We start from the raw sequence: 24691 nt of genomic DNA on the forward strand, positions 1-24691 counted from the left end.
GTCCTCCTCCTCCTCAAGCGCGTCCCCATGCCTTTTTTAGAAAGACGACACGATGAAACTCGCAATTTGTACCGACGTCATGGCAAACCTGCCCTTCACCGAAATGCTCGACAAATGTGTCGCGCTCGGCGTCGAGGGCATCGAGATGACTGGCGGCGGCTGGTCCAGCGGCCCACATTTCCGGGCGGACGAACTTCTGGCGGACAAGGGGCTGCTCAAGTCCAAACTAAAGGAAATCGAGGCCCGCGGCCTCGAGATCGCCGCGCTGAATTGCTCTGCCAATCCGCTAGATCCCGGCGATATGGGCAAGCGCCACCTGAGGGAAATGCAGGATACGGTTCGGTTGGCGGGCGAAATCGGCGTAACGAAGATCGTCACCATGTCCGGTCTGCCGGAGGCTGCACCCGGCGACACGGTGCCGAACTGGCTCGTCTACACCAAGAGCTGGCCGAACGAGATGCCGGAGCGCGACCGTTACCAGTGGGAAGACCGCGCCTTCCCACTCTGGCACGGGCTCGTGAAGCTCGCCAAGGAAGCGGGCGTTGAAAAATATGCGCTCGAGAATTTCTCGGCCATGCTCGTCTGGAACCCGGAAACCCTGTTTCGCCTGCGCAACGAGGTTGGCCCGACGGTCGGCATGAATCTCGATCCGTCACACCTGATGTGGATGGGGGCCGACCCCATCGCGTCTGCCCGAGCCCTCGGCGACGGGATCCACCATTGCCATGGCAAGGACACCCGCATCGAACGCGGGCTGGCCGATGTGAACGGCCTGCTGGAGCTGAAAGAGGTGACTGACGTTGCCAACCGCAGCTGGAACTATGTGGCTGTCGGCGCCGGCCATGACCTGCAATGGTGGAAGGAGTTTTTCTCCGTGGTACGCATGGCCGGTTACAATGGCTGGGTGAGTCTCGAAATGGAGGATTTCACTATGTCCACCGAGGCAGGCATCCAGTCCTCCATCGATGCCCTGCAAGCCACCATCAGCCGCTGAAGCTAAGCCCCGGGCCGCAGAACGCGGCCCGGCACCAATCGCGCCACGAGGATGCCATGACCAACCCGATCACCATTACCACCGCTCCCTGCTGCTGGGGCGTCGATGACGTCAAAAATCCCCATCTGCCCCATTGGGAAAAGGTGCTGGATGAGGCGAATGCCGCCGGTTTCGGCGGGCTGGAACTTGGCCCCTATGGCTATCTGCCGCTCGATCTCAGCCGCGTTTCGCAGGCGCTGGACGAGCGCGGCCTTAAGATCGTTGCCGGCACGATCTTCGACGACCTGGTCTCACCTGACAACCGCGACAACCTGCTGCGCCAGACCGACGAAATCTGCGCGCTGATCACTCGCCTGCCAAAACCGGAAACCCATGCCGGCCAGCGTTTTCCCGCCCCCTATCTGACGGTCATGGACTGGGGCCATGACGAACGCGACTACGCCGCCGGCCATTCCGATCGCGCACCGCGCCTCGATAAAGCCGCATGGCGGGGGATGGTCGAAAACATCCGTGCCATCGCAACGCTCGCCCGCGACACATACGGCGTGCGTGCCACCATTCATCCGCATGCCGGCGGCTACATCGAATTTGCCGATGAGTTGCAGCAGATCGTTGAGGACATTCCCGCCGATCTCGCGGGCCTGTGCCTCGATACCGGCCATATGGCCTATTCCGGCATGGACCCCGTCACCGCGCTTCGCCGCTATTGGGACCGTGTCGACTATATTCATTTCAAGGATATCGACGCTGCGGTTTTCGAGGAGGTGATGGCAGAACGCATCCGCTTCTTCGACGCCTGCGCCAAGGGCGTCATGTGCCCGATCGGCCGCGGCTCTATCGATTACCCAGCCATTCGCAGCCTTCTGACGGAACTCGGTTACGGCGGTTACATCACCATCGAGCAGGAACGCGACCCGCGCAACGCCGGCAGCATTCTGGATGACCTTGCAGCCAGCAGGGTGTTTCTTGCCAAAAGCGGTTTCTGAACCGAACGGAGTAAAACCGTGACGCCTCGCGAGAAGTCGAGCCAACACACTACGGCAATCGAAATAATGGTCGTTTCCGGCACATAAGATGCCCTCAGCCTAAAAAGACATGCATTTATCCGTCACATCCATGTAAAAGCCACATTGGAATATGAGCTGAAGTTGCAAGACAATTTAGCCTTGGTTGGCAGTACCTCTGGGCAAACCCAAGGTGCGCACCCATAAGCTGAAGCGATCGTTTTCTTTGTATTTTCATGGTGATACGATGATGACCCGCCGCCAGACACTGCTTTTTGCCGCGGCTGCCACCGCCGGCCTTTCGTCCTCGGCCCCACAGGGCCGGACAGCAGGCCCGTCAGCCCGTGCCGCCGGTTTTTGGTATCCTGAGGAAACCGAACCGCATGAACGCACTTTCATGCAGTGGCCGGTGAACCCTGCCGTGCATGACGATCCCGATTTTCTTGACGATCTTCAGAAAACCATCGCGAAAATCGCCAACACCATAGCCGAATTTGAGCCGGTCGTGATGCTGGCCGCAGCGCAGCACCATGGTGCAATCCGTAAACAGGTGTCGCGCAACGTCGACTTATGGGACATTCCGACGGATGATCTGTGGTGTCGCGATTCCGGGCCGTCCTTTGTTGTGGATGGCAAGGGTGGGCTCGCCATCACGCAGTTCAACTTCAACGGCTGGGGCAACAAGCAAACCCACAATGCCGACGGAAAGATTGCCGCGCGGATAGCCGAACGTATGGGCCTTCCGATTTTTGACGCAGGGCTGGTGGGCGAGGCTGGAGGAGTGGAAACCGACGGCCACGGCACCTTGATCGCCCATGAAAGCAGCTTCATCAATATCAATCGCAACCGGGGCGACAAGGCCGAAATCGAACGGCTGCTGCTCGACACGATGGGCGCGCGCAAGATGTTGTGGGCACCCGGAATCATCGGTGCCGATATCACCGATTACCACATCGATGCACTCGCCCGTTTCGTCAAGCCTGGCCAATTGCTGATCCAGATGGGAGACAAGATCGACCACGATGATCCGTGGTCGATCGCCGCCTTCGAAACCCATGACATTCTGGCCGCGGCCACCGATGCCGAGGGCCGAAAGCTGGACATGGTCATTTTGCCGGAACCCTACAACATTCGTGCTGACGGCGCCGATTTCGTATCTTCCTATGTCAATTATTATGTCTGCAACGGTGCGGTCATCGCCGCTGAATTCGGCGACCGGGAAGCCGACGAACGAGCCGCAGCCATTCTTGGCAAGCTTTATCCCGGCCGTGAGATCATCACGTTAAATATCGACCCGGTGGGCGAGGTAGGCGGCGGCATCCATTGCGCCACCCATGAGCAACCTAAAGTCTGATCACGCGCGGCTCATGTGCCTTTGACGGCCAGATGTGCGGGAAGATCGAAGGCGGCAGGAAAATGGCGCCGAAGACTAAAATGACCTCGACGCCACTCGACCAATCCACTGGCAAGAACCGGCACTTAGACCTTCAGGCTTCGACAGGCTCGTGAACATCATCCAGAAGAAAATGCACGATCACATAACGAGTCGTGTATTTCTGACCGCTATCGGACACGCCCTCGACGCTACCGCCATCGGAGGGGTGCCATTTCTGGTAATGAGGGTTGTTGGCAATCAGCGTAATCGCCTTGCCCGAAAGCCGGCCGTTCAACCGATAGCGAGCTTCTGCCAGGGACCAAATCTTCTCAAAATCCTGTTGGCTGATACGGGCTTTCAAGGCCCTTCTGGATATCGTTTCCCCGGGCGAACCATCTTTGTGCTCCATCGGTGGAATATGCAGGTCAACCTCTTCCGCGCCGTCCAGCAGAAAGGCAAATTCATCTGGCCACATCCGTCTCACGTATCGCTCCTCCCAAAGCTCGCCGTCCTTTACGACACAATTATGATAGCGCCTCCACCGCGAGAGGCAATGGCGGATATGAACCTGCGCGTGCCTGCGTCCCCCTGTTCTTCCAGATCGATGCCGCGTGATCTCCAATTGTTATCGAAGATCACGCATCGGATGCCCTTGCATGGCATCGATCTTCACTAGGGGACGACGCATCCTCCCATCAACGGCTTCATATAGTCCGGAGGCATGGAAGTGCTGAGTATGGAAATAGCAATTTCCAGCAGCATCAAAGATAGCATAAGTTCAAAAAATCGCGGGAAAACCTTGCTTGCCCAAGGCAAATTTTGGCGGAGAGGGTGGGATTCGAACCCACGATACCCTTGCAGGTATGCCGCATTTCGAGTGCGGTGCATTCGACCACTCTGCCACCTCTCCGCATGCGCGAACGCTTGCGTTGCGCGCTCCTCATAAACATCAATAGCCGGGCTGACAAGGGAAATTTCGTGTTTGTGTCACAAATTATTCGTCATGGACGATGGTGGAGAAACGCTTCGGCTTTTGGCGGTTTTCGTGAATATTTTTAATGTGACGCGTCGCGGCCTGCAACCGTGCACATCATGTCCGACCGAGTTGTTAGAGCCGTTGATAGCGCCGTAGGATTTCCATAATTCGGTCGTCCTGGTCCGGATCGGGCAACAGAGCCGGCTGGCGACTGGCGCCGACGGAGGGGTCTTGAAGATAGAGCGAGCGCTTGACCATGGCGGGCGCAAAACCGAGCGCGTAGAGGTCAGTGCGGAAGGCTGTGTAGATCGCCTGCTGGCGTTCAGCCTCAGTGATATTGCCGGCGTTGAATGCATTGAGAATGCAGGCAAGCACATCCGGCATGGCGTTGCCAAGGCCGGAAATACAGCCTGCCGCGCCGTTCTGCAACGACCACAGAACAAGGTGATCGGGGCCGGAATAGACCTCGAAACCGGATATTTCCTTCGCCACCTGGAGATAGGCCTCCAGCGTCTGCTGCGCGCCACCGGAATCCTTGATGCCGGCGATATTGCCATGGGTTGCAAGTTTGCGCGCGGTTTCCGGCTCTATGTGATTCTGGGTGCGGGCGGGGATATCGTAGAGATAGGTCGGGGTCTCAACGGCATCGGCCACCGTCGAGAAATGGCGGATCAGGCCATCTTGCGTGCATGCGATGAAAAAGGGCGTGATAACGGCGATACCATCGACGCCGATACGGTCGAAGGCTTTGGCAAGCTGTATGGTCTCGAATGTGGCGGGCATGCCGGCATTGACGATGACTTTGGCGCGACCGGCCACTTCGTCCACCACTTCTTCGGTCAGGCGGATTTTTTCTTCATGGGTCAGCGCGGTAAAATCGCCGTTGGTGCCGGCGCACATGATGTTGTTGCCAGCCGCCACCTGGCGGCGCACCTGCGCGCGCGTGGCTTCATAATTGATCGTTTCGTCCTCGTTGAAACAGGTGACGAGCGCGACGAAGGCTTGTTTGGTCATGAAAGAACTCCACTTGAATTTCCGATGACATGGCCGGCATCCGCCGGGCCGCGCGCGGAATGCATATCGGGGTCGGGATCGAGGCTCGCCGAAAGCAGCGCGCGGGTATACTCCTCGCGCGGCGCCTCGAAAACCTGCCGGACGCTGCCGAATTCCACTACCTCGCCGCGCTGCATGACCATGACGTGATCGGCGAAATCGCGAACCACCGGCAGGTCATGCGCGATAAAGATGAAGGAGAGGCCCATTTCGCGGCGCAGCTTGTCCAGAAGCGCGATGACCTGCGCCTGAACCGAAACGTCAAGCGCCGAGACCGCCTCATCGCAGATGATGAGCTTCGGCTCAAGCGCCAAGGCACGGGCAATCGCGATCCGCTGCCGCTGGCCACCGGAGAACTGGTGGGGATAACGGCGCATATGTTCCGGAGACAGGCCGACCTGATGCAGCAATTCGGCGACCCGCTCGCGCCATCTTGCCTTGGGCAATATCTCCGGATGGATAACCCAGGCCTCGGAAATCAATTGGAACACCGTCATGCGGGGATTAAGCGACTGGGTGGGGTCCTGAAACACCATTTGCAGATCACGCCGGAGCGCAAAGAGTTCCGCAGGCGGAAGCTTGAAGAGATCGCGGCCCTTCCACAAGGCGCTGCCCGAATCCGGCTCATCGAGCCGCAGCAGAATGCGCGCCAGCGTTGACTTGCCGGAACCACTTTCCCCAACGACAGCAATAGTCTCACCAGCCATCAGATCAAAGGAAACCCCCTTCAGCGCTTCGAATGCGCCGTACCGCTTGCGCACGTCACGCACGCTGAGCAGCGCTTCGCCCACCGCCTGCGGCTCGTGCATTTCGCCCCGGCCGGGGGCGGCGCTGATAAGCTTGCGGGTATAGGGGTGCTGCGGATTGCGATAGACCTCGCGAACCGTGCCGGCTTCCACCAGCACGCCCTTTTCCATCACCACTACCCGGTCGGCGATTTCGGCGACGACGCCGAGATCATGGGTGATGATGAGTACGGCCATACCGGTTTCCCGCTGCAGCTCCTTGAGCAGGGACAGCACCTCCGCCTGCACCGTCACGTCAAGCGCGGTGGTCGGTTCGTCGGCGATCAGCAGGTCGGGCTGCAGCGCCAGCGCCATGGCGATCATGACGCGCTGGCGTTGGCCGCCGGAAAATTCATGCGGATATTTCCTCAAGGCGCCATCCGGATCGGGAATGCCGACACGCGCGACAAGCCGCCTTGCCTCCGCCTCAGCTTCCGCCTTGCCCATGCCATGGGTGGTCATCGCCTCACGGATCTGCCAGCCGACAGTATAGACGGGATTGAGATGGCTGAGCGGATCCTGAAAGATCATGGCGATGCGCCGGCCGTTGACCTCGCGGCGCGCTTCTGCCGGCATGGTCAGAAGGTCTTTGCCGTCAAGCAATATCTGGCCGCTGCTGATATGTCCGGGCGGCATGTCGATGAGGTTCATAATGGCTGAGGACGATACCGATTTGCCGGAGCCGCTTTCACCGAGGATCGCCAGCGTTTCGCCACGGTCGATATGGTAGGAAACATCCTTGACCGCATGGACGACACCGCTTGCGGTGTGAAACTCCACGGAAAGATTGCGCACGTCGAGAAGATGGTCAGCCATGCTTGCGGCCTTTCATTTCCAGCCGCCAGCGTTGCACGGGGTCTAGCGCGATGCGCAGCCAGTTGGAAAGCAGGTTGAGCGACAGGGTGGTGAGGATGATGGCAAGGCCCGGCCAGAAGGACAGCCACCAGGCATTGGTGAGATATTGCCGCCCCTGCGAAATCATCAGGCCCCAGGTGATTTCCGGCGGCTGAATGCCGATGCCAAGGAAGGACAATGCGCTTTCCGCCAGCATTACATAAGCGAAATCGAGCGTCGCAAGCGTCGTCAGCGTTGGCAGCACCACGGGCAAGATGTGGCGGAACAGAATGCGTTTGCCCGATGCGCCCATCACCCTTGCCGCCTGCACGAACATGCGCTCGCGCACCTCCAGCACCTCGGCCCTTGTGGTGCGGATGTAAACGGGAATGCGGGTGATCGCCAGAACAAGCATCAGGTTGAGGATGGAGGAACCGAGCAGATAAAGCACGATGACCGCGATCAGCAGCGACGGAAACGACATGATCACATCGGCAAGCCGCATGATGATCTGGCCGACGCGGTTTGAGGAAAAACCGGCGATGAGGCCAAGCACTGTCCCGGTGACAGCGGAGAGAAGCACGGCGCCGGCGGCGATCATCAGCGTGTTTTGCGTGGCGGCGACGATGCGCGCCAGAAGCGAGCGGCCGAGCGCATCCGCTCCCAGCCAGAAGTACCATTCACGCTGCCAGTCGAACGGCGCGAGATTACGTCCGCGCAGGTTCTGTTTCGTCGCGAGATCGCCAAGCCAGGCCGGGCCGACAAAGGCGAGTATGACGATGACGACGAGGAAGATCGCGGCACAGAGTGCGAATTTATCCGCCCACAACATGCGCAGCATGCGCATTGCAAAGGACGGCTCATCGATGATCTCGGTATCGGCGTTCAAAAGGCTCATGGCTGAATGGCCTCCTCAGTGCCGGATACGCGGATCGAGCAGCGCATAGGCGATATCGATCAGTACGTTCATCAGGAAGATCGCCAGCGCCGTCACGAGAATGGCGGCCAGAACGACGTTGAAATCGCGCTGAAGAATGGAATCGATCATCAGCTTGCCGACACCCGGAAACCCGAAGATGGTTTCAACGATGACGGCGCCATTGAGAAGGCTTGCGGCCTGATCGCCGATGACGGTGATGACGGGAAGCATGGCGTTGCGCAGGGCATGGATGAAGATGATCGGCCCGGATTTCACACCCTTGGCGCGCGCCGTTTTCACGTAAGCCGACGACAAAGCCCCGATCATCGAGCCGCGCACCACCTGCACAATGATACCGAAGGGGCGCACGAACAACACCGAGATCGGCAATATCCAGTGCAGCACCGAGCCCGTGCCTGATGTGGGCAGCCATGCGAGATTGACGGAAAAAACGACGATCGCCACGATTGCCAGCCAGAAATCCGGAACCGAAGCGCCGACGAGCGAAATGGTCGAGGCCATGCGGTCGAAAAAGCCACCGGACCGGAAAGCCGCAAGCGAGCCGACAACGATGGCCGCAGTGGTAACCAGCGACATGGTGATGACCGCGAGCCAGAGCGTCCAGTTGAAAGCCTCCAGCACCACATCCAGCGCCGGGCGGGCTTTTCGGAGCGATTCACCCAGATCACCCGTCATCACATCACCCGCATAACGCAGGAATTGCACCATCAGCGGATCGTTCAGCCCATGCAGCGCGCGAAACTGCTGCTTCAATTCCTCCGAGGCCTCCACCGGCAAAAACAGCGCGGCCGGATCACCCGTCAGGCGGGACAGGAAGAAAACCATCACGATGAGGCCGATCAGGGAGATCAGGCTCGCAACGGAACGTTTTCGGATGAAGCTCAGCATGGTTGCCTCCGGGGTTCAACGCGGCGGCAAGGCTTTCGCCCTGCCGCCGCTCATTGGCTTAAGGTTCGGGGCTTTATTTGATGCCGATTTCCGAAAGCTGCAGCATCGAGTTGGTGGCGATGGTGGGCTTGAAGTCCAGACGTTCGGAAACGCGGGAGAAACCGACCATATGGAACAGCAGCACATCGGCCACGACATCATCATGCAAATAGGCGATGAGTTCGGACCAGAGCTTGGCGCGCTCGTCACCGACGGCTGCGGAGGCGCGTTCGATCAGGTCATCCACCTTGGGATCCGAGAAGCCGGACTGCGTGCCCTTGGTGGCATATTTGAAGAACATGGTGAAAGACGGATCGCCCTTGGAATTGTCGTGCATGGCAGCGACGATCTGCGGTCCACGACCTTCCTTGAAAGGCTTGGAATAATAGCTCTCGTGTTCGGCCACTTCCACGAATTTCAGGTCGATCTTGAAGCCGACGTCCTGCAATTGCTGCTGGATCGCCTCCATGATTTCGGTGACATTCGGGAAATTCGCCGTGCGTGCGATGATGGTGATCGGCGTATCCACCTTCACACCGGCAGCTTTCGCTTCTTCCAGAAGCTTCTTTGCGCCGTCAGGGTCGTAAGGGAAAACCTTGACGTCGGGGTTCCAGCCAAGCGTCGTCGGCGGAACCAGCGCGGTCGCCAGCACTGCACCTTCCGGAACCAGCGTGCCGAGGAAGGCCTGACGGTCGATGGCGAGGTTGAGCGCGCGGCGCACCCGCACATCGTTTAGCGGCGCGATGTTGTGGTCGAGGCGCATATAAACCGTCTCGCTATCAAGATAGGAAAAATCGGTCTTCGAATTGGTCGCGTCGAGCTGGGAAATGGAGGGCGAAAGATCGGCCTCGCCGGTCTGCACCATGGCAGCGCGAACCGAAGGATCGGCACGGAAAAGATATGTCGCTTCCGTCACCTGCGGCTTCTTGCCCCAATAATCGTCACGTGCAGTCAGAACGATCTGCTGGCCCGGCGTCCAGTTGGTCAGCTTGTAAGGTCCGGTACCGACAGGCTCGCGGATGAATTCCATCTTGGTTTCTTCAGGAACGATGGTGACCAGCGACATCAGCAACGGCAGAATGGGCTGGGCCGGGTCTGTCTTGAAGTCGATCGTGTGGTCGTCAACAATCGAAGGCGTCACCGTCATGCCACCAAAATAACGGCGGGATTCGCAGGCGTTCTTGTCGCTCATGATACGCTCGAAGCTGTGCTTCACGTCCTTGGCGTCGAAGGTGGTGCCGTCAGAGAACTTCACGCCTTCACGCAGATGGAAGCGCCAGCTTCCATCGGCATTCTGCTCCCATTTTTCGGCAAGCCGCGGCTGAACGCCGTTCTTGCCGCGCACATCGAGCTCGGTCAGCGTCTCGCTGACATTTTCCATGATGATGCGGCCAATGTTGGAGCGGGTCGCCATGCAGGGCTCCAGCAGGTCAGCCTCTTCCGCCAGCACGATCTTGATCGGCCCCGATGCCGCAAGCGCCGGCGAAACCGCAGCGCTGAGGGAACCCAAAACAAGGGCGCCCGCAATCAATGACTTCTTCATTCCGTTCTCCTCCCAGATCAGAAATTCAGCAACATGGCGGCGTGCCGCAAGGGGTTTTAAAAAAAGCCCCGCCTCCTGCATCGAGGAGCATGGCGTGCGGATGATCGTCTCCTCCACCCGTGAACAGAGCATCGGCGCTATCACATTTTTTGTCAATTTATTTTTCGTAAGCATTTTTTATTCGCGCCATAATAACAATTATTATTATTTTAAAACAGATAATTAGATGTAATAATCAAAACCTATAAGACCCGGTTTTTGTTTAAATAAACTTGACAACTTTTCGAATATGCCATTTTCATCAGGCCAAGAGGAGACCACGATGACCCCTGATGACATCGCTCACGCCATGACCGGAGCCATCCGCGCCACGTCAGAAAAACGGCAGGAAGCGCTTCTGCCGTCGCCGATGATCCAGAACCACGCAAGCTTTCTGCACTTGGCTGATGACGGCGCTTTGCTGTGCGCGTGGTTCGGCGGCACGCTGGAAGGAAAATCGGATATTTCGATCTTCGCTTCCGTGCTGATGCCCGGCGCTACCAGCTGGGGCGCACCACAGCGCCTGAGCCACGATCCTGCCCATTCCGAACAGAACCCGGTTCTTTTCACCGCGCCGGATGGCGCCCTCTGGCTGTTTCACACCGCCCAGCCCTCCGGCAATCAAGACGAATGCCGCATCCGCATGGCGCGTGTCACCCGTGATGCGACGGCACCGGAAAAGCTCATCTCCGAAGAGGGGCGTTTTCTCGATCTCCCGAAGGGCTGCTTCATCCGCGCGCCGCTGCGCATTCGTGATGACGGCGCCTGGCTGCTGCCGATCTTCCGCTGCATCCAGCGCCCCGGCCAGAAATGGAACGGCAGCCACGATACGGCAGCGCTTGGCATATCCAAGGACAATGGCCTGACGTGGCACTTGCAAGACCTAGGAGATTCGACCGGCTGCGTGCATATGAGTCCTGTTGTGGGCAGTAATACGCGCTATTCCGCCTTCTTCCGTCGCCGGCAGGCCGATTTCGTTTACCGCACGGAAAGCGCCGATGGCGGCCGCTCCTGGTCAAAGCCGCAGCCGACCGACGTGCCGAACAACAATTCCTCCATCGCCGCAATCAAGCTCGGTGACGGCCGGCTGGCGATGATCTGCAATCCCGTCAGCGCCGCGCAATCGAGCGACCGGCGCGCCTCGCTTTATGACGAGCTTGGAGAGGATGACGGCAGGCCGGAGGCCGATCCGACAGGCGGATGCGTGCCCGTCTGGGGCGTGTCGCGCGCGCCGGTTTCCATCTGCATCTCCGATGACGATGGGCGCAGCTTCCCCATCCGTATCCTGATCGAAGATGGTCCAGGCACCTGCCTGTCGAACGATTCGACTGACGGCCGCAATCTGGAAATGTCCTATCCATGGCTTCTGGAAGCGCCGGACGGTACGCTGCACGCAAGCTACACCTATCATCGCCGCGCAATCAAATATGTCCGGCTGGCGCCCGGCTGGGCCGAGGCCAAGGACGAGGAAAAAAGATGAGCAATATTATTGGCATCACCATGGGCGACCCCTGCGGCGTAGGCCCTGAGGTCACCGTCAGGGCGCTGGCTGAAATGTCCGCGCCTGACCGGGCCGCGACGCGGATTTACGGCAACCTCGCCACGCTTCTGGCGGCGCGGGATGCGCTTGGCGTTGACATTGATCTCTCGCAGCATGTGGTTGATCTGCCCATCGAGGGCGCGCCGCTGCCCTGGGGTACGCTGTCGCCGGTGGCTGGTGACGCCGCTTTCCGTTTCATCGAAAAGGCCGTGCGCGATGCCGAAGCGGGCGCAATCGGCTGTATCGTCACCGCACCGATCAACAAGGAGGCGCTTAACCTTGCCGGTCACCATTATGACGGCCACACCGGCATGCTGCGCAGCCTCACCGGCTCTTCGGCCGCCTATATGCTGCTTGCCTCCGAACGGCTGAAGGTCATCCACGTATCGACCCATGTCTCCCTGCAAGACGCCATTCGCCGGGCGACGACGGAGCGGGTGCTGGCGACCATCCGCGCCGGCAATGCCCACCTGAAGCGCATCGGTTACGAGCGGCCGCGCATCGCGGTTGCCGGCATCAATCCGCATTGCGGTGAAAACGGTCTGTTCGGCACCGAAGATGACGATCAGATCGCCCCGGCGGTCGCCGCCGCACGCGCCGAAGGCATCGAGGTGCAGGGGCCGATTTCCGCCGATACCGTGTTTCACCGGGCCTATTCCGGCGCTTTCGATCTCGTCGTGGCGCAATATCACGATCAGGGCCATATCCCGATCAAGCTCGTGGCCTTCGATACCGCCGTCAACGTTTCGGTCGATCTGCCGATAGATCGCACCTCCGTCGATCACGGCACGGCCTTCGACATTGCCGGCAAGGGCATCGCCAATCACGGCAACATGAATGAGGCCATCGCCTATGCCCGCAAGCTCGTGGCGGGCAAGAGCGCGAAAGGATAAACACCATGTCCATAGCTCCCATTCTCCTCCATCAGCCACGCAGGCTCGCCGTTGGCGCAGGCACCATCGCGCAGGTCGGCGCCTTCGCCGGCAAAACCGCATCGACCCTGGTGATCGCCACGCCACTGACGGCGAAATTCGTCGACCGTCTGCAATTGCAGGGCCCATTCACCGTCTTCGATGCCATTCCCGGCGAGCCGGACACGGCGACACTCAATGCAGCATTGACGGCAGCACGCGCCGCCAAACCCGATCTCGTCATCGGCCTCGGCGGCGGTTCCGTGATGGATGTGGCAAAGCTGGTCTCCGCATTGTGGAATTCCAGCCAGACGCTCGAACAGGTGGCCGGACCGAACAGGGTCACAGGGTGCGATACACGGTTGGTGCAAATCGCCACCACTGCGGGCACCGGCTCGGAGGCCGGCATCCGCTCGCTGATCACCGATCCCGTCAAGGGCAACAAGATCGCGGTCGAAAGCCCTTACCTCATCGCGGATTTCGCGGTTCTCGATCCGGAGCTGACCTATTCCGTGCCATCAGCCGTGACGGCAGCGACGGGCGTGGATGCCATGGCCCATTGTGTCGAAGCCTTCACCAACCGCAAGGCTCACCCGATGATCGACGGGTTTGCCCGCATGGGCTTCGCGCTGGTCGGCAAATATCTGGCGCGCGCCGTTCGCGATGGCGCGGATACTGAAGCCCGTGAGGGAATGATGCTTGCCTCCTATTATGGCGGCATCTGCCTCGGCCCGGTCAATACGGCGGCCGGCCACGCCATCGCCTATCCGCTCGGCACGCTTCTCAACCTGCCACACGGACTGGCGAATGCCATCGTTTTTCCGCATGTTCTGGCCTTCAACCAGCCTGCGGTTTCAGCAAAAACAGCGGAAGTGGCAGATGCGCTGGGGCTTCGCAAGCATCTTTCGCCTGATGATCTGCGCAAGGCGGCAACGGATTTCTGCGCCGGGCTCGGCATCGAAATGTCGCTGGCAAGGCATGGAGCGACAGAGACCGATCTTCCCCGTTATGCCGAGGACGCACACGCCATCCGCCGGCTGATGGACAATAATCCGGTCGATATGAGCCTTGAAGATGTACTCGGCATTTACCGCCGCGCCTTTTGAAAGAATGGCCGGCGCGCCTCCGGGCGCATCGGCCTCAATCCGAATGCGAAGACTCGAACAGACGGTCGCGCGATCCCGTTAGATGCTGGAGCATCAACTGACGCGCCGCCTCGGCATCTCCATCGGCGATAGCCTTCGCAATGGCCTCATGCTCGGCAAAAACGCGCGTCAGGCCGGAGGCCTCGCGCTTTACCGACATGCCGTGGAACTTCATTCCCATCGCGATATGATCTTTCAGAGCCTCCATCGCGGTGGAGAAATAACTGTTCCTGGCCGCCCGCGCGATGGCGAGGTGGAACTGGTAGTCGGCATCCTCGCGGTGGGACTGGCGATTGGTGGCGTCCCGCATCAATTCGAGCGCCTTTTTGATCGCCGCAAGCCTCTCGCCATCATGCCGTAATGCCGCCGCAGCGGCCGCGGCCGGCTCCAGCGTCAGCCGGAATTCGTAACAATTCAGAAGGTCGGCGACATTTTCCAGCTGGCCGAAGCCGAGCGGCTCGCGCAGGCCGAAAGCCCGCACATAGCTGCCGGACCCTCTTCGGGAATAGATAAATCCCTGCTCGCGCAGCCGCCGCAGCGCCTCACGCACCACCGGCCTTGAGACCTCGAATTCCATCGCGAGTTCGTGTTCTGTCGGCAGCCGTTCGTCCGGCTTGTAAGCACCGGATTTGATCGCCCTGTGCATTCTCTCGAAAATAATGTCCGGAAGTGCCTTGCGCGCCGTTTCTTTCATCAACCCCATCTGGTCAGCTCTCTCCAGCGTCGTTTACGCCAAGCATCATTTTCGCAATGTGTTTCAACGTGTCAGCTTGCCCAAAACCGCCGGACTTCGCAATGATGCATTGGTCGCCACACCAGCCGACGCCCAGGCCCGGCAGACATTCGCCGGCAAGACGCAGACGAGAAATGCCCATGGCGCGCAGCACAGCTTCGGCCGTCGCCCCACCCGACAGAAGCAGCCTGCTGGCACCTGCCGTGAAGCGCGGCACAACGCCCTCCGCCAGCCGATCGGAAACGATAAGCGGTGAAAGATCTTCTGCCCCTTGCGCTGCACGAACAAGTGTCAGGCCGGAACCATCATATGCATGGGAAGGCACGGCACCATTGGGCGCATCGATAATCGACGCAAGCCCGGCACGCTCAAGCGCTTCCATTTGCTCTACCGTAATCGGATCACGCGAACCAACGACGAAAAGTCCCTTGCCGGTCGGAATGATCGCCGTCTCGGGAACAGTCCGCCCCGTCATTGCCTCGGCCAGCGCCTCGGCAAGCCCGCGCGCGCCGACCAGAAGATCGACGCCTTCAGCCTGTGCGGCGGTGAGAGCTTCCCGCATGTCGCCCTGCGATCGCGTGTCGGGTATCGTGCAGCGACCAGCATGTCCGCCGAGCTTCTCATGAACGGGAATGACGACATCAATGCCAAAGCCGGATACAGACCCGCCAACAACGATACGTCCAAAATCAGGGATGGCGGGCGCGACAAGCGCGTGCCGATAGGACATCGCATCCATTTCAACCGCAATATGCCCCTTCAGCCGGGAATCGACCTTCTTGAACAAGATGGTATCCGCTGGAACCAGCGCCAATAGTGACCGCGTGCGGTGCCCGGCTTCATCCGCATCACCGTCACGACAACCCAGATTGACGCCGAGAACAGCAGGCGCATCCGCCAGTGCTGCGGGTACACCGTCAAGCCCGATCGCAACCTCAGTCGCCAGCCCGCGCCCGGCAAAGGGTGCGGCGGCGTCGAGAGCGCCTGTCAAATCATCGGCGAAAATCAGCAGCACGGGCGGAGCCTTCAAAAAAGTTGTAATGTTTTACCTCAATAAATTTATTTATAATCAATAGATAAACAGATGTGAATAACAAAAATTATTATGCAGGCTCTCGGATTGGCTTGCTGGCCATGAAGAGGCCCGCCGGACCATCGCCGAATTCAGAAACGATGGAGACAAACGGCAAATGCGGCCCGCCGGCATGCAGATCCGCAGGCAAGGCGAAAGACGACAAACAGGATGTCGCCGCTAGATGAACCGGAAAGGCAGCCCTGAGATAAGCGCTTTGACAAAACGCTTCTTTTGAAAGCGCCCGTTCAGCGAAACACGCGGCAACTGCGTTGGCTTTTCGAGGCTATGAGGGCCAAGAACACCAGCCTGCGTGGTGACCGCCACGGAAAACCCCGCGTCAAGCACCGCCTGCGCCTCACGCTCTGCCACGGCCTTTGTCCAGCCATAGGGATAAGAAAAGGATTGTGGCCGACGGCCGACATAAGCCTCTAACCGGCGGGTCGATTCCCTGATCTCTTGCGCCAGACGCGCGGCATCTATCTTGCGCATATTCACATGCGTCATGGTGTGTGCGCCGAAATGCACCAGAGGATCGTCCGACAGCGCCCTGAGTTCGTCCGCATCCATGACAAGCTCATCCACGATCGCTATGGGATCGATGCCGTGCTGCCTCGCGACGCGGTCGATCCTTTCCACTGCCTCATCCTCTGAAAAGTTCTGCACGAAATTCTCCAGGCGCGTGAATGCTTCCGCCTTCTGCTGAGGCGTGGCGGATATCACAGGCTCTGACCCAGAGCCGAAATCGAAGTCAAACGATGCGGCTTTTTGCGTCAGCGCAGCCGCGGTTTCCCACCACAGGCTGCGCATCCGCTCAACAAAACCCGGTGTGATGAAAATCGTGTAGGGAATGCCATATTTGCGGAAGACCGGCGCGGCATGATCGGCATTATTGCGATAACCGTCATCAAGCGTGAAGGCGCAAAAAGACCGGCCTTCGCGATTGTCGGCAAGCAGCGCCGGTAAATCGTGCAGGTGGACGGGAACGAGACCACATTCGAGTGCGGCCTGTATCGCCTCTTCCAGAAACTGCGGCGTGACGGACAATTGCACATTGGGCGCAAAAGGCGAGATGGCCGCCCCCGGGCGCACATGATGAAGCGTAAAGATCACGCCACGCCCGGCAAGGGACGGAAATGCGGCGCGGACCACGGGCAGAGAACTCGCCTCCAGCCCGGCCCTTATGGCTCCGTATTTCAAGAGGCGCTTTACCGGCTGCCAGGAAACCGTTGCGGATTGTTTTGACTTCAGGCCGGGTAGAACCCGTTTTTTGACGACTCTCCACGCGGTGAGCGGCAGATCGATAAGACCCGGCAAGGGATCATTCAGTGCAAAAGCGGCCCAGCTGCGGACCTTGTCCAGAGACGCAACGTAGTCACCGATATCTGCCTTGCCGCGCCGGCTTAATGTAAAGGCGGCAACCGCATCACGGACAAGATAGGACCACGACACACCTTGTCGCACAGTCTGGGACTGGCCGGCGGGTACGCCATTGGCAACCTGCCACAATAGCGCGCCAAGATCGACGCCCGCCGCCGAACTGAGCCCGAACCACGACCATGGGCGCGGATTGACATCGAGAAGCTTCAGCGAACCATCCCTACCGTCGAATTTGAATTCCACCTCGACCAGACCGCTGTGGCAGGCCGATTTTAATATCGTCCGGGCCGCCTCGGTCGCCTGTTGGTTGTCGACAACCTCGACGCGGGTGCTGGTATATCCGAAATCAACGGGATATTGACGCGTGCGCCGGGCGGTGAATTCGGCAACCGGTTCTCCGTCGCGCCATAGCGCCGCATAGGAAAACTGGCTTTCTCCACCGCCAGGAATGAGTTCCTGCACCACGACATTGCCTGCACCTATCTCCGCGCTCGCATCGGCAAAGGCAGTTTTCAACGCCTGCCGGTCATCGGCGCGAACGACCTTCGCCCGGGAGATCACGGTATCGCCGCCACCCATATTCGGCTTGAGAATGACGGGAAACGTCGCGTCCAGCGCATCGATGTCAGCGGTCGATGTCAGCGCATAGGTTCGGGGAAAGCTGACGCCAAGCGCCGCCGCGCGTTTGTAGAGCAGCGGCTTCTCACACAACCATTGCAGGGATTGCCAATCCGGCAGGATGATTTTGTAAAGGGCGGAGAGTTCTTCGCGATGTTGTGAAACGAGCTGTACCTCGCCATCCCCGGATGGCACGAGCAGACAGCCCTTCAGATGATGCTTTTCGGCCATTTCCCGCAAAAACGGCAACGCCCCGGCATCGTGCGGGCCGGCCCAGCGGATCGTCTCCCGCACGAAACGCGACCAGCCCGGCAGGGGTGAATCATGGGTGAGATAATAAACAGGCACATTCAGGGCGCCAAGGCTGCGGGCAAGAGCAAGCGTGCCGTGAGCGCCGCCGACAATAACAACACCTGGAATGGTCAAAGCCTGATCCCCGTCCTATTCCGTACCTTGATCGCAAAAATTGATAAATAAATTGGATATTTCTAAAGTATTGAGCGGTCGACGATCGAACTGCCGGAGCCGAAGCGCTTCTTACTCTCCTGAGCTTCTTTCAGCGCTTCGGAATTTGCTTCGAACTGAACGGGAACCGCCTCACGCGTCTTTGCGGACGGGGCGCGGCTCGCCATTGTCGTCCACCGCGACCATGATGAAGACCGCTTCCGTGACCTTTTCGCGCGAATCCTGATAATGCCTGCGGGTCCAGGCCTCGATCTTGAGCGTGACGGAGGTACGCCCAACCTTCTCTATCCGGGTATAGACGCACAATGTATCGCCGATCTTGACCGGCTTCTTGAAGACGATTTCATTAACAGCCACGGTCACGGTGCGGCCGCCGGCCACATCGTTGGCGCGGACGAAAGCGGCAAGGTCCATTTGCGACATCACCCAGCCGCCGAAAATATCGCCGGCCGGATTGGCGTCGGCGGGCATCGCAAGCGTTCTGAGGGTGAGTTCCATATCGGCGGGCGGTTGCTGGTCCATATGTCAAATTCCTTTCACAAACCTCCGCTGCCGGACTTAGACAACCGCGCTTCATCAGCCAATAGCTGATTTATCGCGGCAGCCCTTCCAAAACAGCAAGGAATCACAAAGCCATCGTAAGCTTCGGTTAACCATGATGGGGCACGATTCCAAAAAACGCGAGGGCGTGCGAATGGCCTATGACTGGAGTGGGAACAACACGATACAACAACGTTACGACCGCATCATCGTGGTGGTCGCAAGCGTTATCGCCGTTAGTCTGGCGACCGGAACCATTGCCCTGCGTTCGCAGGCGGGACCGGAGACCACCATAAATCTCGCCAAACAACAGCGGCTCGACCTGGAAAAATGGCATTTGCGGCTGTGATCCGCCGCGATCAACGCAAAGGGTAACATAGCGAGACGACTATTGCGGATTGCCATCGCGCTTGGCGATATTTTCCTTCGGTACGGCGTGGTCCAGATGGGCGACAGCCGGGGAAAGAACCGACAGAAACGTCTCAGAGCGACCGATATAGATGATCGCCGCGCCGTCGATGCCGTTCAAAACCTCGGCCAGCGTATCCTGCGTCTGTTTCTCCAGCCCTTCCAGCAAATCGTCGATGACAACGAATTTCGGCTTCAGCAACAGGGCGTTGGCGACGCGGATGCTGGCCTGTTCGTCCGGATCCAGTTTCTTGTCCCAGCGGATGTTTTCATCGAGACGGGGCGCCATATCGCCAAGCCCGCACGCGATGAGCGCCGCGACATAATCCTCCTCGGCAAACCGCTGCGGCGCACGTGGGTAGGCCAGAATTTCGCGCAGCGAACCCGTCGGCAAATAGCCATGTTGGGCAATGAACAGCGTGTCGGATTGTTCGGGCATTTCTATTCTGCCCTGCCCCCAGGGCCACAATCCCGCCATGGCGGCAAATAACAGCCGCCGGTTCACGCCCTGCTCGCCATTGATCATCAGCCGCTCGCCCGGCCCGATCTCCACATTCGCCTCACGCAGTCTGAAACCGCGCTCCACATCCTGCCCGCCTGCATCACGGCAGATCGTGACCGACCGAAGGCGGATCTTTTCATTCTCCGCACTCCGTTGCAGATCAATCGCCAGCCCGTGCTGTTCGACGCTGTCCATCTGGATCAAGGCGTTGCGAAACACCGAGACGCGCTGCAATGTCGCCTTCCAGCTTGCAATCGGGCCGAAATTGTCGATGTACCAGCGAAGCGCGGTATTGACCTGGTTGAAGGCGCCGACAGCCATCATCAGCCCGCCAAAGGTAAGGTTGCCGGAAAAATAGACCGGGGCAGCGATCAGGATCGGCGCAACAACCGCCAGCCAACCATAGCCCGACGAAACCCAGGTCAGATGCGTCAGCGCCATGGCCAGCCCCCGGATCACACCGAGCACGGCATCAATATCGACACCGATCCGCCGCCGTTCATTCTTTTCACCGCGGGCCAGCGCAATCGCGGCCAGATTTTCGCTGGCGCGCATCAGGGAAAAGCGCAGTTCAGCCTCTTTCGAATAACGTTCGGCGTTCAGCCCAACCAGACGATAACCGACAAGGTTGCTCAGCAAAGACGCAGAACCGGCATAAAGGATTGCGGCCCAGACCATATACCCGGGAATAGGGACAAGATCGCCATTGATGGTGATGGAGAAACCCGCCGACAGGCCCCAGAGAACACCGATAAAGCTAATAAGCAGGATCGTTGCGTTCACGAGACCGATGGACAGCGCCGTGCTGCTTTCGGCAAGGTTGCGGACATCGTCATGCAAACGCTGGTCCGGATTGATGGCGATCGTGCCGAAACCGGCAAGACGGGCGGCGCGGCCCGGCTTCAGCCATTGATCCACCATATCCTTGGCAAGACCCTCGCGCATGTTCAGCGCCGTCATCTGGTTGAGCCAGGTCTGGATGACATTGAGGAGAAGCAGCAGCCCGGCGATGATCGCGAAGACCTCGAGCTGGTGAATGAAGGCATCAAGATCGCGCCGCTCCAGCGCATTGTAGAACGGCGCATTCCACTCGTTGAGGCGGATCTGCCCGTAGGCCGTCAGCAATATTACCGTAAGCAGAGCAAACGACAGCAATATCAGCCGGTTACGCACCGGCGATGTCCAGAAGGCATTGCCCATCATGCGCAATTGCGCAGGAAAATCGAGATCGAAACCCGAAGGGTTAGCCGCGCTCTTGCGCTGATCGTCGGTCACGGTTGTTGCCATTCATTCCATTCCGAAACGTCAGTCGGCAAAGAAAGCGGGTCGCGATTCTGCGCCTTGCGATGCCAAGCAATAACACGCTGTTCGACCTTGTCCACAATCCCGGCGAAATCCCGGCGGCGGCGATTGAAAAGCGCGGATAGATCTTCGCGCGGGCAAACCTCGCGGCCCGTAGCAACAATGCGGATGTCCCCGGAAATGATCCTTGCTTTCTTTTCCTGCATTGCACAAAATCCGAATAATTTCAGAGGGGCGGATAAACCGCATAGACCGGAAAAACCGGGCAAGGCAGATTAATGGCGATCAAAGCGAGCATCTATCATCTGACGCATTATAAATATGACAATCCGGTTCGCCTTGGACCACAAATCATCAGATTAAAGCCCGCATCGCACTCCAGAACCCGTGTTATCAGCCATTCGCTCAAGGTTTCGCCATCCAATCATTTCGTAAACCTGCAGCAGGATCCTTACGGCAATTACCTTGCCCGCTTTGTCTTTCCCGAGCCGGCAACGGAATTTAAGATCGAGGTCGATCTTGTCGCCGATATGACGGTCTATAATCCGTTCGATTTCTTCGTCGAGGAAGAAGCGACCAAATGGCCGTTCGATTATCCGCAGGAATTGCGGGACGACTTATCCATCTACATGAAACCGGAGCCGACCGGCCCGTTGCTCGCCGCCTTCATGGCGACCGTCGACCACACGCCCGGCCAGCCGACGGTCGATATGGTCGTGGGCCTCAACGCCCGTCTGCAACAGGAAATCGGTTATGTCATTCGCATGGAACCGGGCGTCCAGACGCCGGAGGAAACACTGGCCTCCGGCAAGGGATCGTGTCGCGACACCAGCTGGCTGCTCGTGCAAGTTCTGAGGCATCTTGGTCTCGCCACGCGGTTCGTATCCGGATACCTCATCCAGTTGACACCCGATCTGAAGGCGCTGGACGGCCCTTCGGGCACCGAGGTAGATTTCACCGATCTGCATGCCTGGGCCGAAGTCTATATGCCCGGCGCCGGCTGGATCGGTCTTGACCCCACATCGGGGCTTTTGACGGGTGAAAGCCATATTCCACTGGCGGCAACACCGCATTATCGCAACGCCGCACCGATTTCGGGCGGCTATTTCGGCCATGCCAATACGGAATTCGCTTTCGACATGCAGGTCCGGCGCGTTGCCGAAACCCCACGCATCACCAAGCCCTTTTCCGACGACAGCTGGGAAGACCTCAATACGCTTGGCGAAGCGGTCGATGACGTTCTGAACGCCCATGACGTCCGGCTTACCATGGGCGGCGAGCCGACCTTCGTTTCCATCGACGATTTCGAATCCGACGAATGGAACACTGGCGCGGTTGGACCCACAAAACGCGAAAAGGCAGACGCCCTGATACGCCGCCTGCGTGAGCGTTTCGCGCCGGGCGGCTTTCTGCATTATGGGCAGGGGAAATGGTATCCGGGCGAAAGCCTGCCGCGCTGGACCTTTTCGCTCTACTGGCGAAAGGACGGGCTGCCGATCTGGCAGAACCCGGCGCTGATAGCCGAAGAAGGCGCAGATGCCGGCGTCGAGGCCGAGGATGCGCAGAAGCTGCTCAGCGGCATCGCCACCCACCTCGGCATCGAGAAGGAACTGGTACTGCCTGCCTATGAGGATCCGGCCGAATGGATCATCAAGGAAGGCAGCCTTCCCGATAATGTCGACCCGTCCAACTCCAAATTGAAAGATCCCGAAGAGCGAAACCGCATAGCCCGCGTGTTCGAACGCGGGCTTACGACACCGACGGGCTATATTCTTCCCGTGCAGGCGTGGAACGCCAGAGCCGAAGGCAAACGCTGGGTCAGCGAAAAATGGAAGACGCGGCGCGGCAAGATTTTCCTTGTTCCGGGTGACAGCCCGGTCGGTTACCGCCTGCCGCTCGGTACCCTGCCATATGTGCCACCTTCTGCTTACCCCTATATCCACGAGGCCGATCCATCGATCCCCCGCGGGGCCCTTCCCGATCTCGCTTCGCCGTCGGGCCGCGCCCTGCCGGCAGCGTCCTTCCATGTGGATGAGGCTGCCGCCCAAGCGCGTGTCGAACAGACGCTTGGAGAAATCGGCGGTGCGGTGCGCACCGCTCTCTCCGTAGAGCCGCGCGACGGCCGTCTTTGTGTTTTCATGCCGCCGGTCGAACGCATTGAAGACTACCTCGAGCTAGTCGCAGCGGCGGAAGCCGCGGCGGCAGAACTTGGGCTGCCCGTTCATATCGAGGGTTATGCGCCGCCGCATGACGAGCGCATCAATGTCATCCGCGTCGCGCCCGATCCCGGTGTCATCGAGGTCAACATCCATCCCGCCGCAAGCTGGAAGGAATGCGTCGATATCACCTCGGCGGTTTATGAGGAAGCACGCCAGACACGTCTCGGTGCTGACAAGTTCATGATCGACGGTCGCCACACCGGCACCGGCGGCGGCAATCATGTGGTCGTGGGCGGCGCCAACCCCAATGACAGCCCCTTTCTGCGCCGACCCGACCTTCTGAAAAGCCTCGTTCTGCACTGGCAGCGGCACCCGTCGCTTTCCTACCTCTTCTCCGGGCTGTTCATTGGCCCGACCAGTCAGGCGCCCCGCATTGACGAGGCCCGCCACGACAGTCTCTACGAGTTGGAAATCGCACTGGCACAGGTGCCTGCTCCCGGTGAGGGCGCGCCGCCGCTGCCATGGCTGGTCGACCGTCTGTTCCGCAACCTGCTGACGGATGTAACGGGCAACACCCACCGCGCCGAAATCTGCATCGACAAGCTGTTTTCGCCTGACGGACCGACCGGTCGCCTCGGCCTTGTGGAATTCCGCGGCTTCGAAATGCCGCCGAATGCCCGCATGTCGCTGGCCCAGCAATTGCTGGTGCGCGCGCTTATCGCCCGCTTCTGGAAAAACCCCGCCGGCGGCAAATTCGTGCGCTGGGGCACGGCGCTCGCCGACCGCTTCATGCTGCCGCATTATATCTGGGCGGATTTTCTGGATGTGCTCGCCGATCTCAGGGAAAACGGCTTCGATCTGAAACCCGAGTGGTTTACCGCCCAGCAGGAGTTCCGTTTCCCCTTCTTCGGCGAAGTGGAATATGAAGGCTCGAAACTGGAGTTGCGTCAGGCGCTGGAACCCTGGCATGTGATGGGCGAACAGGGCGCCATCGGCGGAACCGTGCGTTTTGTCGATTCCTCGGTCGAACGTTTGCAGGTGCGGCTGGAGACCTCCAACCCTGCCCGTTACGCCGTGGCATGCAACGGCCGCGCCGTTCCGCTGACCCCGACGGAGAACCGCAGCGTCGCGGTTGCCGGCGTGCGCTTCAAGGCATGGCAGCCCGCTTCCGGCCTGCATCCCGTTCTGCCCGTCAATTCACCCTTGACCTTTGACATTTATGATACATGGTCGAGGCGATCGATCGGCGGATGCATCTATCATGTTGCTCATCCGGGCGGGCGCAATTACGAGACGTTTCCCGTCAACGGCAACGAGGCCGAGGCACGCCGCCTTGCCCGTTTCGAACCATGGGGACATACGGCAGGGCAATATCCGCTTCATGCGGAAACCGTGTCGCCAGAATTTCCGCTGACGCTCGATCTGCGTCGGCCATACGGAGTGTAA

At 59.4% G+C, this 24691-nt stretch carries 20 protein-coding genes and 1 tRNA gene; 8 read left to right on the forward strand and 13 right to left on the reverse strand.

Annotated features, from left to right (window positions below; all coding sequences use genetic code 11):
• Nucleotides 1–52 precede the first annotated feature (52 nt).
• The 3 genes from CFBP6623_RS19320 to CFBP6623_RS19330 all read left to right on the forward strand — a co-directional run bounded on the left by CFBP6623_RS19320 (nucleotide 53) and on the right by CFBP6623_RS19330 (nucleotide 3352).
• Complete coding sequence (locus CFBP6623_RS19320; protein WP_046799997.1) at nucleotides 53–994, forward strand: sugar phosphate isomerase/epimerase family protein; 942 nt, start codon at nucleotides 53–55, stop codon at nucleotides 992–994.
• 56 nt (nucleotides 995–1050) lie between these two features.
• Nucleotides 1051–1980 carry a sugar phosphate isomerase/epimerase family protein gene (locus CFBP6623_RS19325; protein ID WP_046799998.1) on the forward strand — a complete coding sequence of 310 codons (930 nt, stop codon included), beginning with the start codon at nucleotides 1051–1053 and terminating at the stop codon, nucleotides 1978–1980.
• A gap of 268 nt (nucleotides 1981–2248) precedes the next feature.
• Nucleotides 2249–3352: an agmatine deiminase family protein gene (locus CFBP6623_RS19330; protein ID WP_046800042.1), complete on the forward strand. Its 1104-nt coding sequence runs from the start codon at nucleotides 2249–2251 to the stop codon at nucleotides 3350–3352.
• Nucleotides 3353–3485: 133 nt separating this feature from the next.
• Here the strand turns inward: CFBP6623_RS19330 and CFBP6623_RS19335 are convergent, their stop codons facing one another.
• From CFBP6623_RS19335 to CFBP6623_RS19365, 7 genes are all read right to left on the reverse strand, one after another.
• Nucleotides 3486–3848, reverse strand: coding sequence for a hypothetical protein (locus tag CFBP6623_RS19335; RefSeq protein WP_046799999.1), 363 nt, complete (start codon nucleotides 3846–3848; stop codon nucleotides 3486–3488).
• Between the two features lie 345 nt (nucleotides 3849–4193).
• Nucleotides 4194–4283: transfer RNA gene (locus CFBP6623_RS19340), tRNA-Ser, on the reverse strand.
• A 198-nt stretch (nucleotides 4284–4481) separates the two neighbouring features.
• Nucleotides 4482–5363 (reverse strand): dihydrodipicolinate synthase family protein, encoded by an 882-nt coding sequence (locus tag CFBP6623_RS19345; RefSeq protein WP_046800006.1) that lies wholly within the window; start codon nucleotides 5361–5363, stop codon nucleotides 4482–4484.
• Entirely contained in the window at nucleotides 5360–7003 is a 1644-nt protein-coding gene (locus tag CFBP6623_RS19350; RefSeq protein ID WP_046800007.1) for an ABC transporter ATP-binding protein, read from the reverse strand. The genes CFBP6623_RS19345 and CFBP6623_RS19350 overlap by 4 nt, the downstream gene beginning before the upstream one ends.
• On the reverse strand, nucleotides 6996–7919 hold the full coding sequence (locus CFBP6623_RS19355) for an ABC transporter permease (RefSeq protein ID WP_046800008.1): 924 nt from the start codon (nucleotides 7917–7919) through the stop codon (nucleotides 6996–6998). The genes CFBP6623_RS19350 and CFBP6623_RS19355 overlap by 8 nt, the downstream gene beginning before the upstream one ends.
• Nucleotides 7920–7934: 15 nt before the next feature.
• Nucleotides 7935–8849, reverse strand: a complete 915-nt coding sequence (locus CFBP6623_RS19360; RefSeq protein ID WP_046800009.1) for an ABC transporter permease — start codon at nucleotides 8847–8849, stop codon at nucleotides 7935–7937.
• A 73-nt stretch (nucleotides 8850–8922) separates the two neighbouring features.
• Nucleotides 8923–10431 (reverse strand): ABC transporter substrate-binding protein, encoded by a 1509-nt coding sequence (locus CFBP6623_RS19365; RefSeq protein ID WP_046800045.1) that lies wholly within the window; start codon nucleotides 10429–10431, stop codon nucleotides 8923–8925.
• Nucleotides 10432–10753: 322 nt separating this feature from the next.
• On the opposite strand from CFBP6623_RS19365, the gene CFBP6623_RS19370 reads away from it, so the two are divergent.
• Genes CFBP6623_RS19370 through CFBP6623_RS19380 form a run of 3 tightly spaced genes read left to right on the forward strand, consistent with a single transcriptional unit; the run spans nucleotide 10754 to nucleotide 14027 of the window.
• A complete protein-coding gene (locus tag CFBP6623_RS19370) occupies nucleotides 10754–11950 on the forward strand; it encodes a sialidase family protein (RefSeq protein ID WP_046798989.1) in 1197 nt (398 codons plus the stop codon).
• Nucleotides 11947–12903, forward strand: a complete 957-nt coding sequence (pdxA, locus tag CFBP6623_RS19375; RefSeq protein ID WP_046798990.1) for a 4-hydroxythreonine-4-phosphate dehydrogenase PdxA — start codon at nucleotides 11947–11949, stop codon at nucleotides 12901–12903. The genes CFBP6623_RS19370 and pdxA overlap by 4 nt, the downstream gene beginning before the upstream one ends.
• Before the next feature lie 5 nt (nucleotides 12904–12908).
• Nucleotides 12909–14027: an iron-containing alcohol dehydrogenase gene (locus CFBP6623_RS19380; RefSeq protein WP_080842859.1), complete on the forward strand. Its 1119-nt coding sequence runs from the start codon at nucleotides 12909–12911 to the stop codon at nucleotides 14025–14027.
• Nucleotides 14028–14061: 34 nt separating this feature from the next.
• Here CFBP6623_RS19380 and CFBP6623_RS19385 read toward each other — a convergent pair whose 3' ends face one another.
• The 4 genes from CFBP6623_RS19385 to CFBP6623_RS19400 form a co-directional block, all read right to left on the reverse strand.
• The gene (locus CFBP6623_RS19385; RefSeq protein WP_046798992.1) at nucleotides 14062–14769 is read right to left on the reverse strand and encodes a FadR/GntR family transcriptional regulator; all 708 of its coding nucleotides are present in this window, start codon (nucleotides 14767–14769) and stop codon (nucleotides 14062–14064) included.
• A 4-nt stretch (nucleotides 14770–14773) separates the two neighbouring features.
• Nucleotides 14774–15814: a four-carbon acid sugar kinase family protein gene (locus tag CFBP6623_RS19390; protein WP_046799407.1), complete on the reverse strand. Its 1041-nt coding sequence runs from the start codon at nucleotides 15812–15814 to the stop codon at nucleotides 14774–14776.
• A 237-nt stretch (nucleotides 15815–16051) separates the two neighbouring features.
• Nucleotides 16052–18295, reverse strand: coding sequence for a polysaccharide deacetylase family protein (locus CFBP6623_RS19395; protein ID WP_046798993.1), 2244 nt, complete (start codon nucleotides 18293–18295; stop codon nucleotides 16052–16054).
• 171 nt (nucleotides 18296–18466) lie between these two features.
• Nucleotides 18467–18856: an acyl-CoA thioesterase gene (locus tag CFBP6623_RS19400; RefSeq protein WP_046798994.1), complete on the reverse strand. Its 390-nt coding sequence runs from the start codon at nucleotides 18854–18856 to the stop codon at nucleotides 18467–18469.
• Between the two features lie 172 nt (nucleotides 18857–19028).
• Here CFBP6623_RS19400 and CFBP6623_RS19405 point away from each other — a divergent pair, with 172 nt between their 5' ends.
• The gene (locus tag CFBP6623_RS19405) at nucleotides 19029–19223 is read left to right on the forward strand and encodes a hypothetical protein (RefSeq protein ID WP_046799408.1); all 195 of its coding nucleotides are present in this window, start codon (nucleotides 19029–19031) and stop codon (nucleotides 19221–19223) included.
• A 39-nt stretch (nucleotides 19224–19262) separates the two neighbouring features.
• Here the strand turns inward: CFBP6623_RS19405 and CFBP6623_RS19410 are convergent, their stop codons facing one another.
• Nucleotides 19263–21071, reverse strand: coding sequence for an ABC transporter ATP-binding protein/permease (locus CFBP6623_RS19410; protein WP_046798995.1), 1809 nt, complete (start codon nucleotides 21069–21071; stop codon nucleotides 19263–19265).
• The gene (locus CFBP6623_RS26910) at nucleotides 21056–21292 is read right to left on the reverse strand and encodes a hypothetical protein (RefSeq protein WP_046798996.1); all 237 of its coding nucleotides are present in this window, start codon (nucleotides 21290–21292) and stop codon (nucleotides 21056–21058) included. The genes CFBP6623_RS19410 and CFBP6623_RS26910 overlap by 16 nt, the downstream gene beginning before the upstream one ends.
• 72 nt (nucleotides 21293–21364) lie before the next feature.
• Between CFBP6623_RS26910 and CFBP6623_RS19420 the strand changes: the two genes are divergently transcribed.
• Entirely contained in the window at nucleotides 21365–24691 is a 3327-nt protein-coding gene (locus CFBP6623_RS19420) for a DUF2126 domain-containing protein (RefSeq protein ID WP_062653033.1), read from the forward strand.

The organism is Agrobacterium tumefaciens, assembly GCF_005221385.1.
In the GTDB taxonomy this organism is placed as follows: Bacteria; Pseudomonadota; Alphaproteobacteria; order Rhizobiales; family Rhizobiaceae; genus Agrobacterium; species Agrobacterium tomkonis.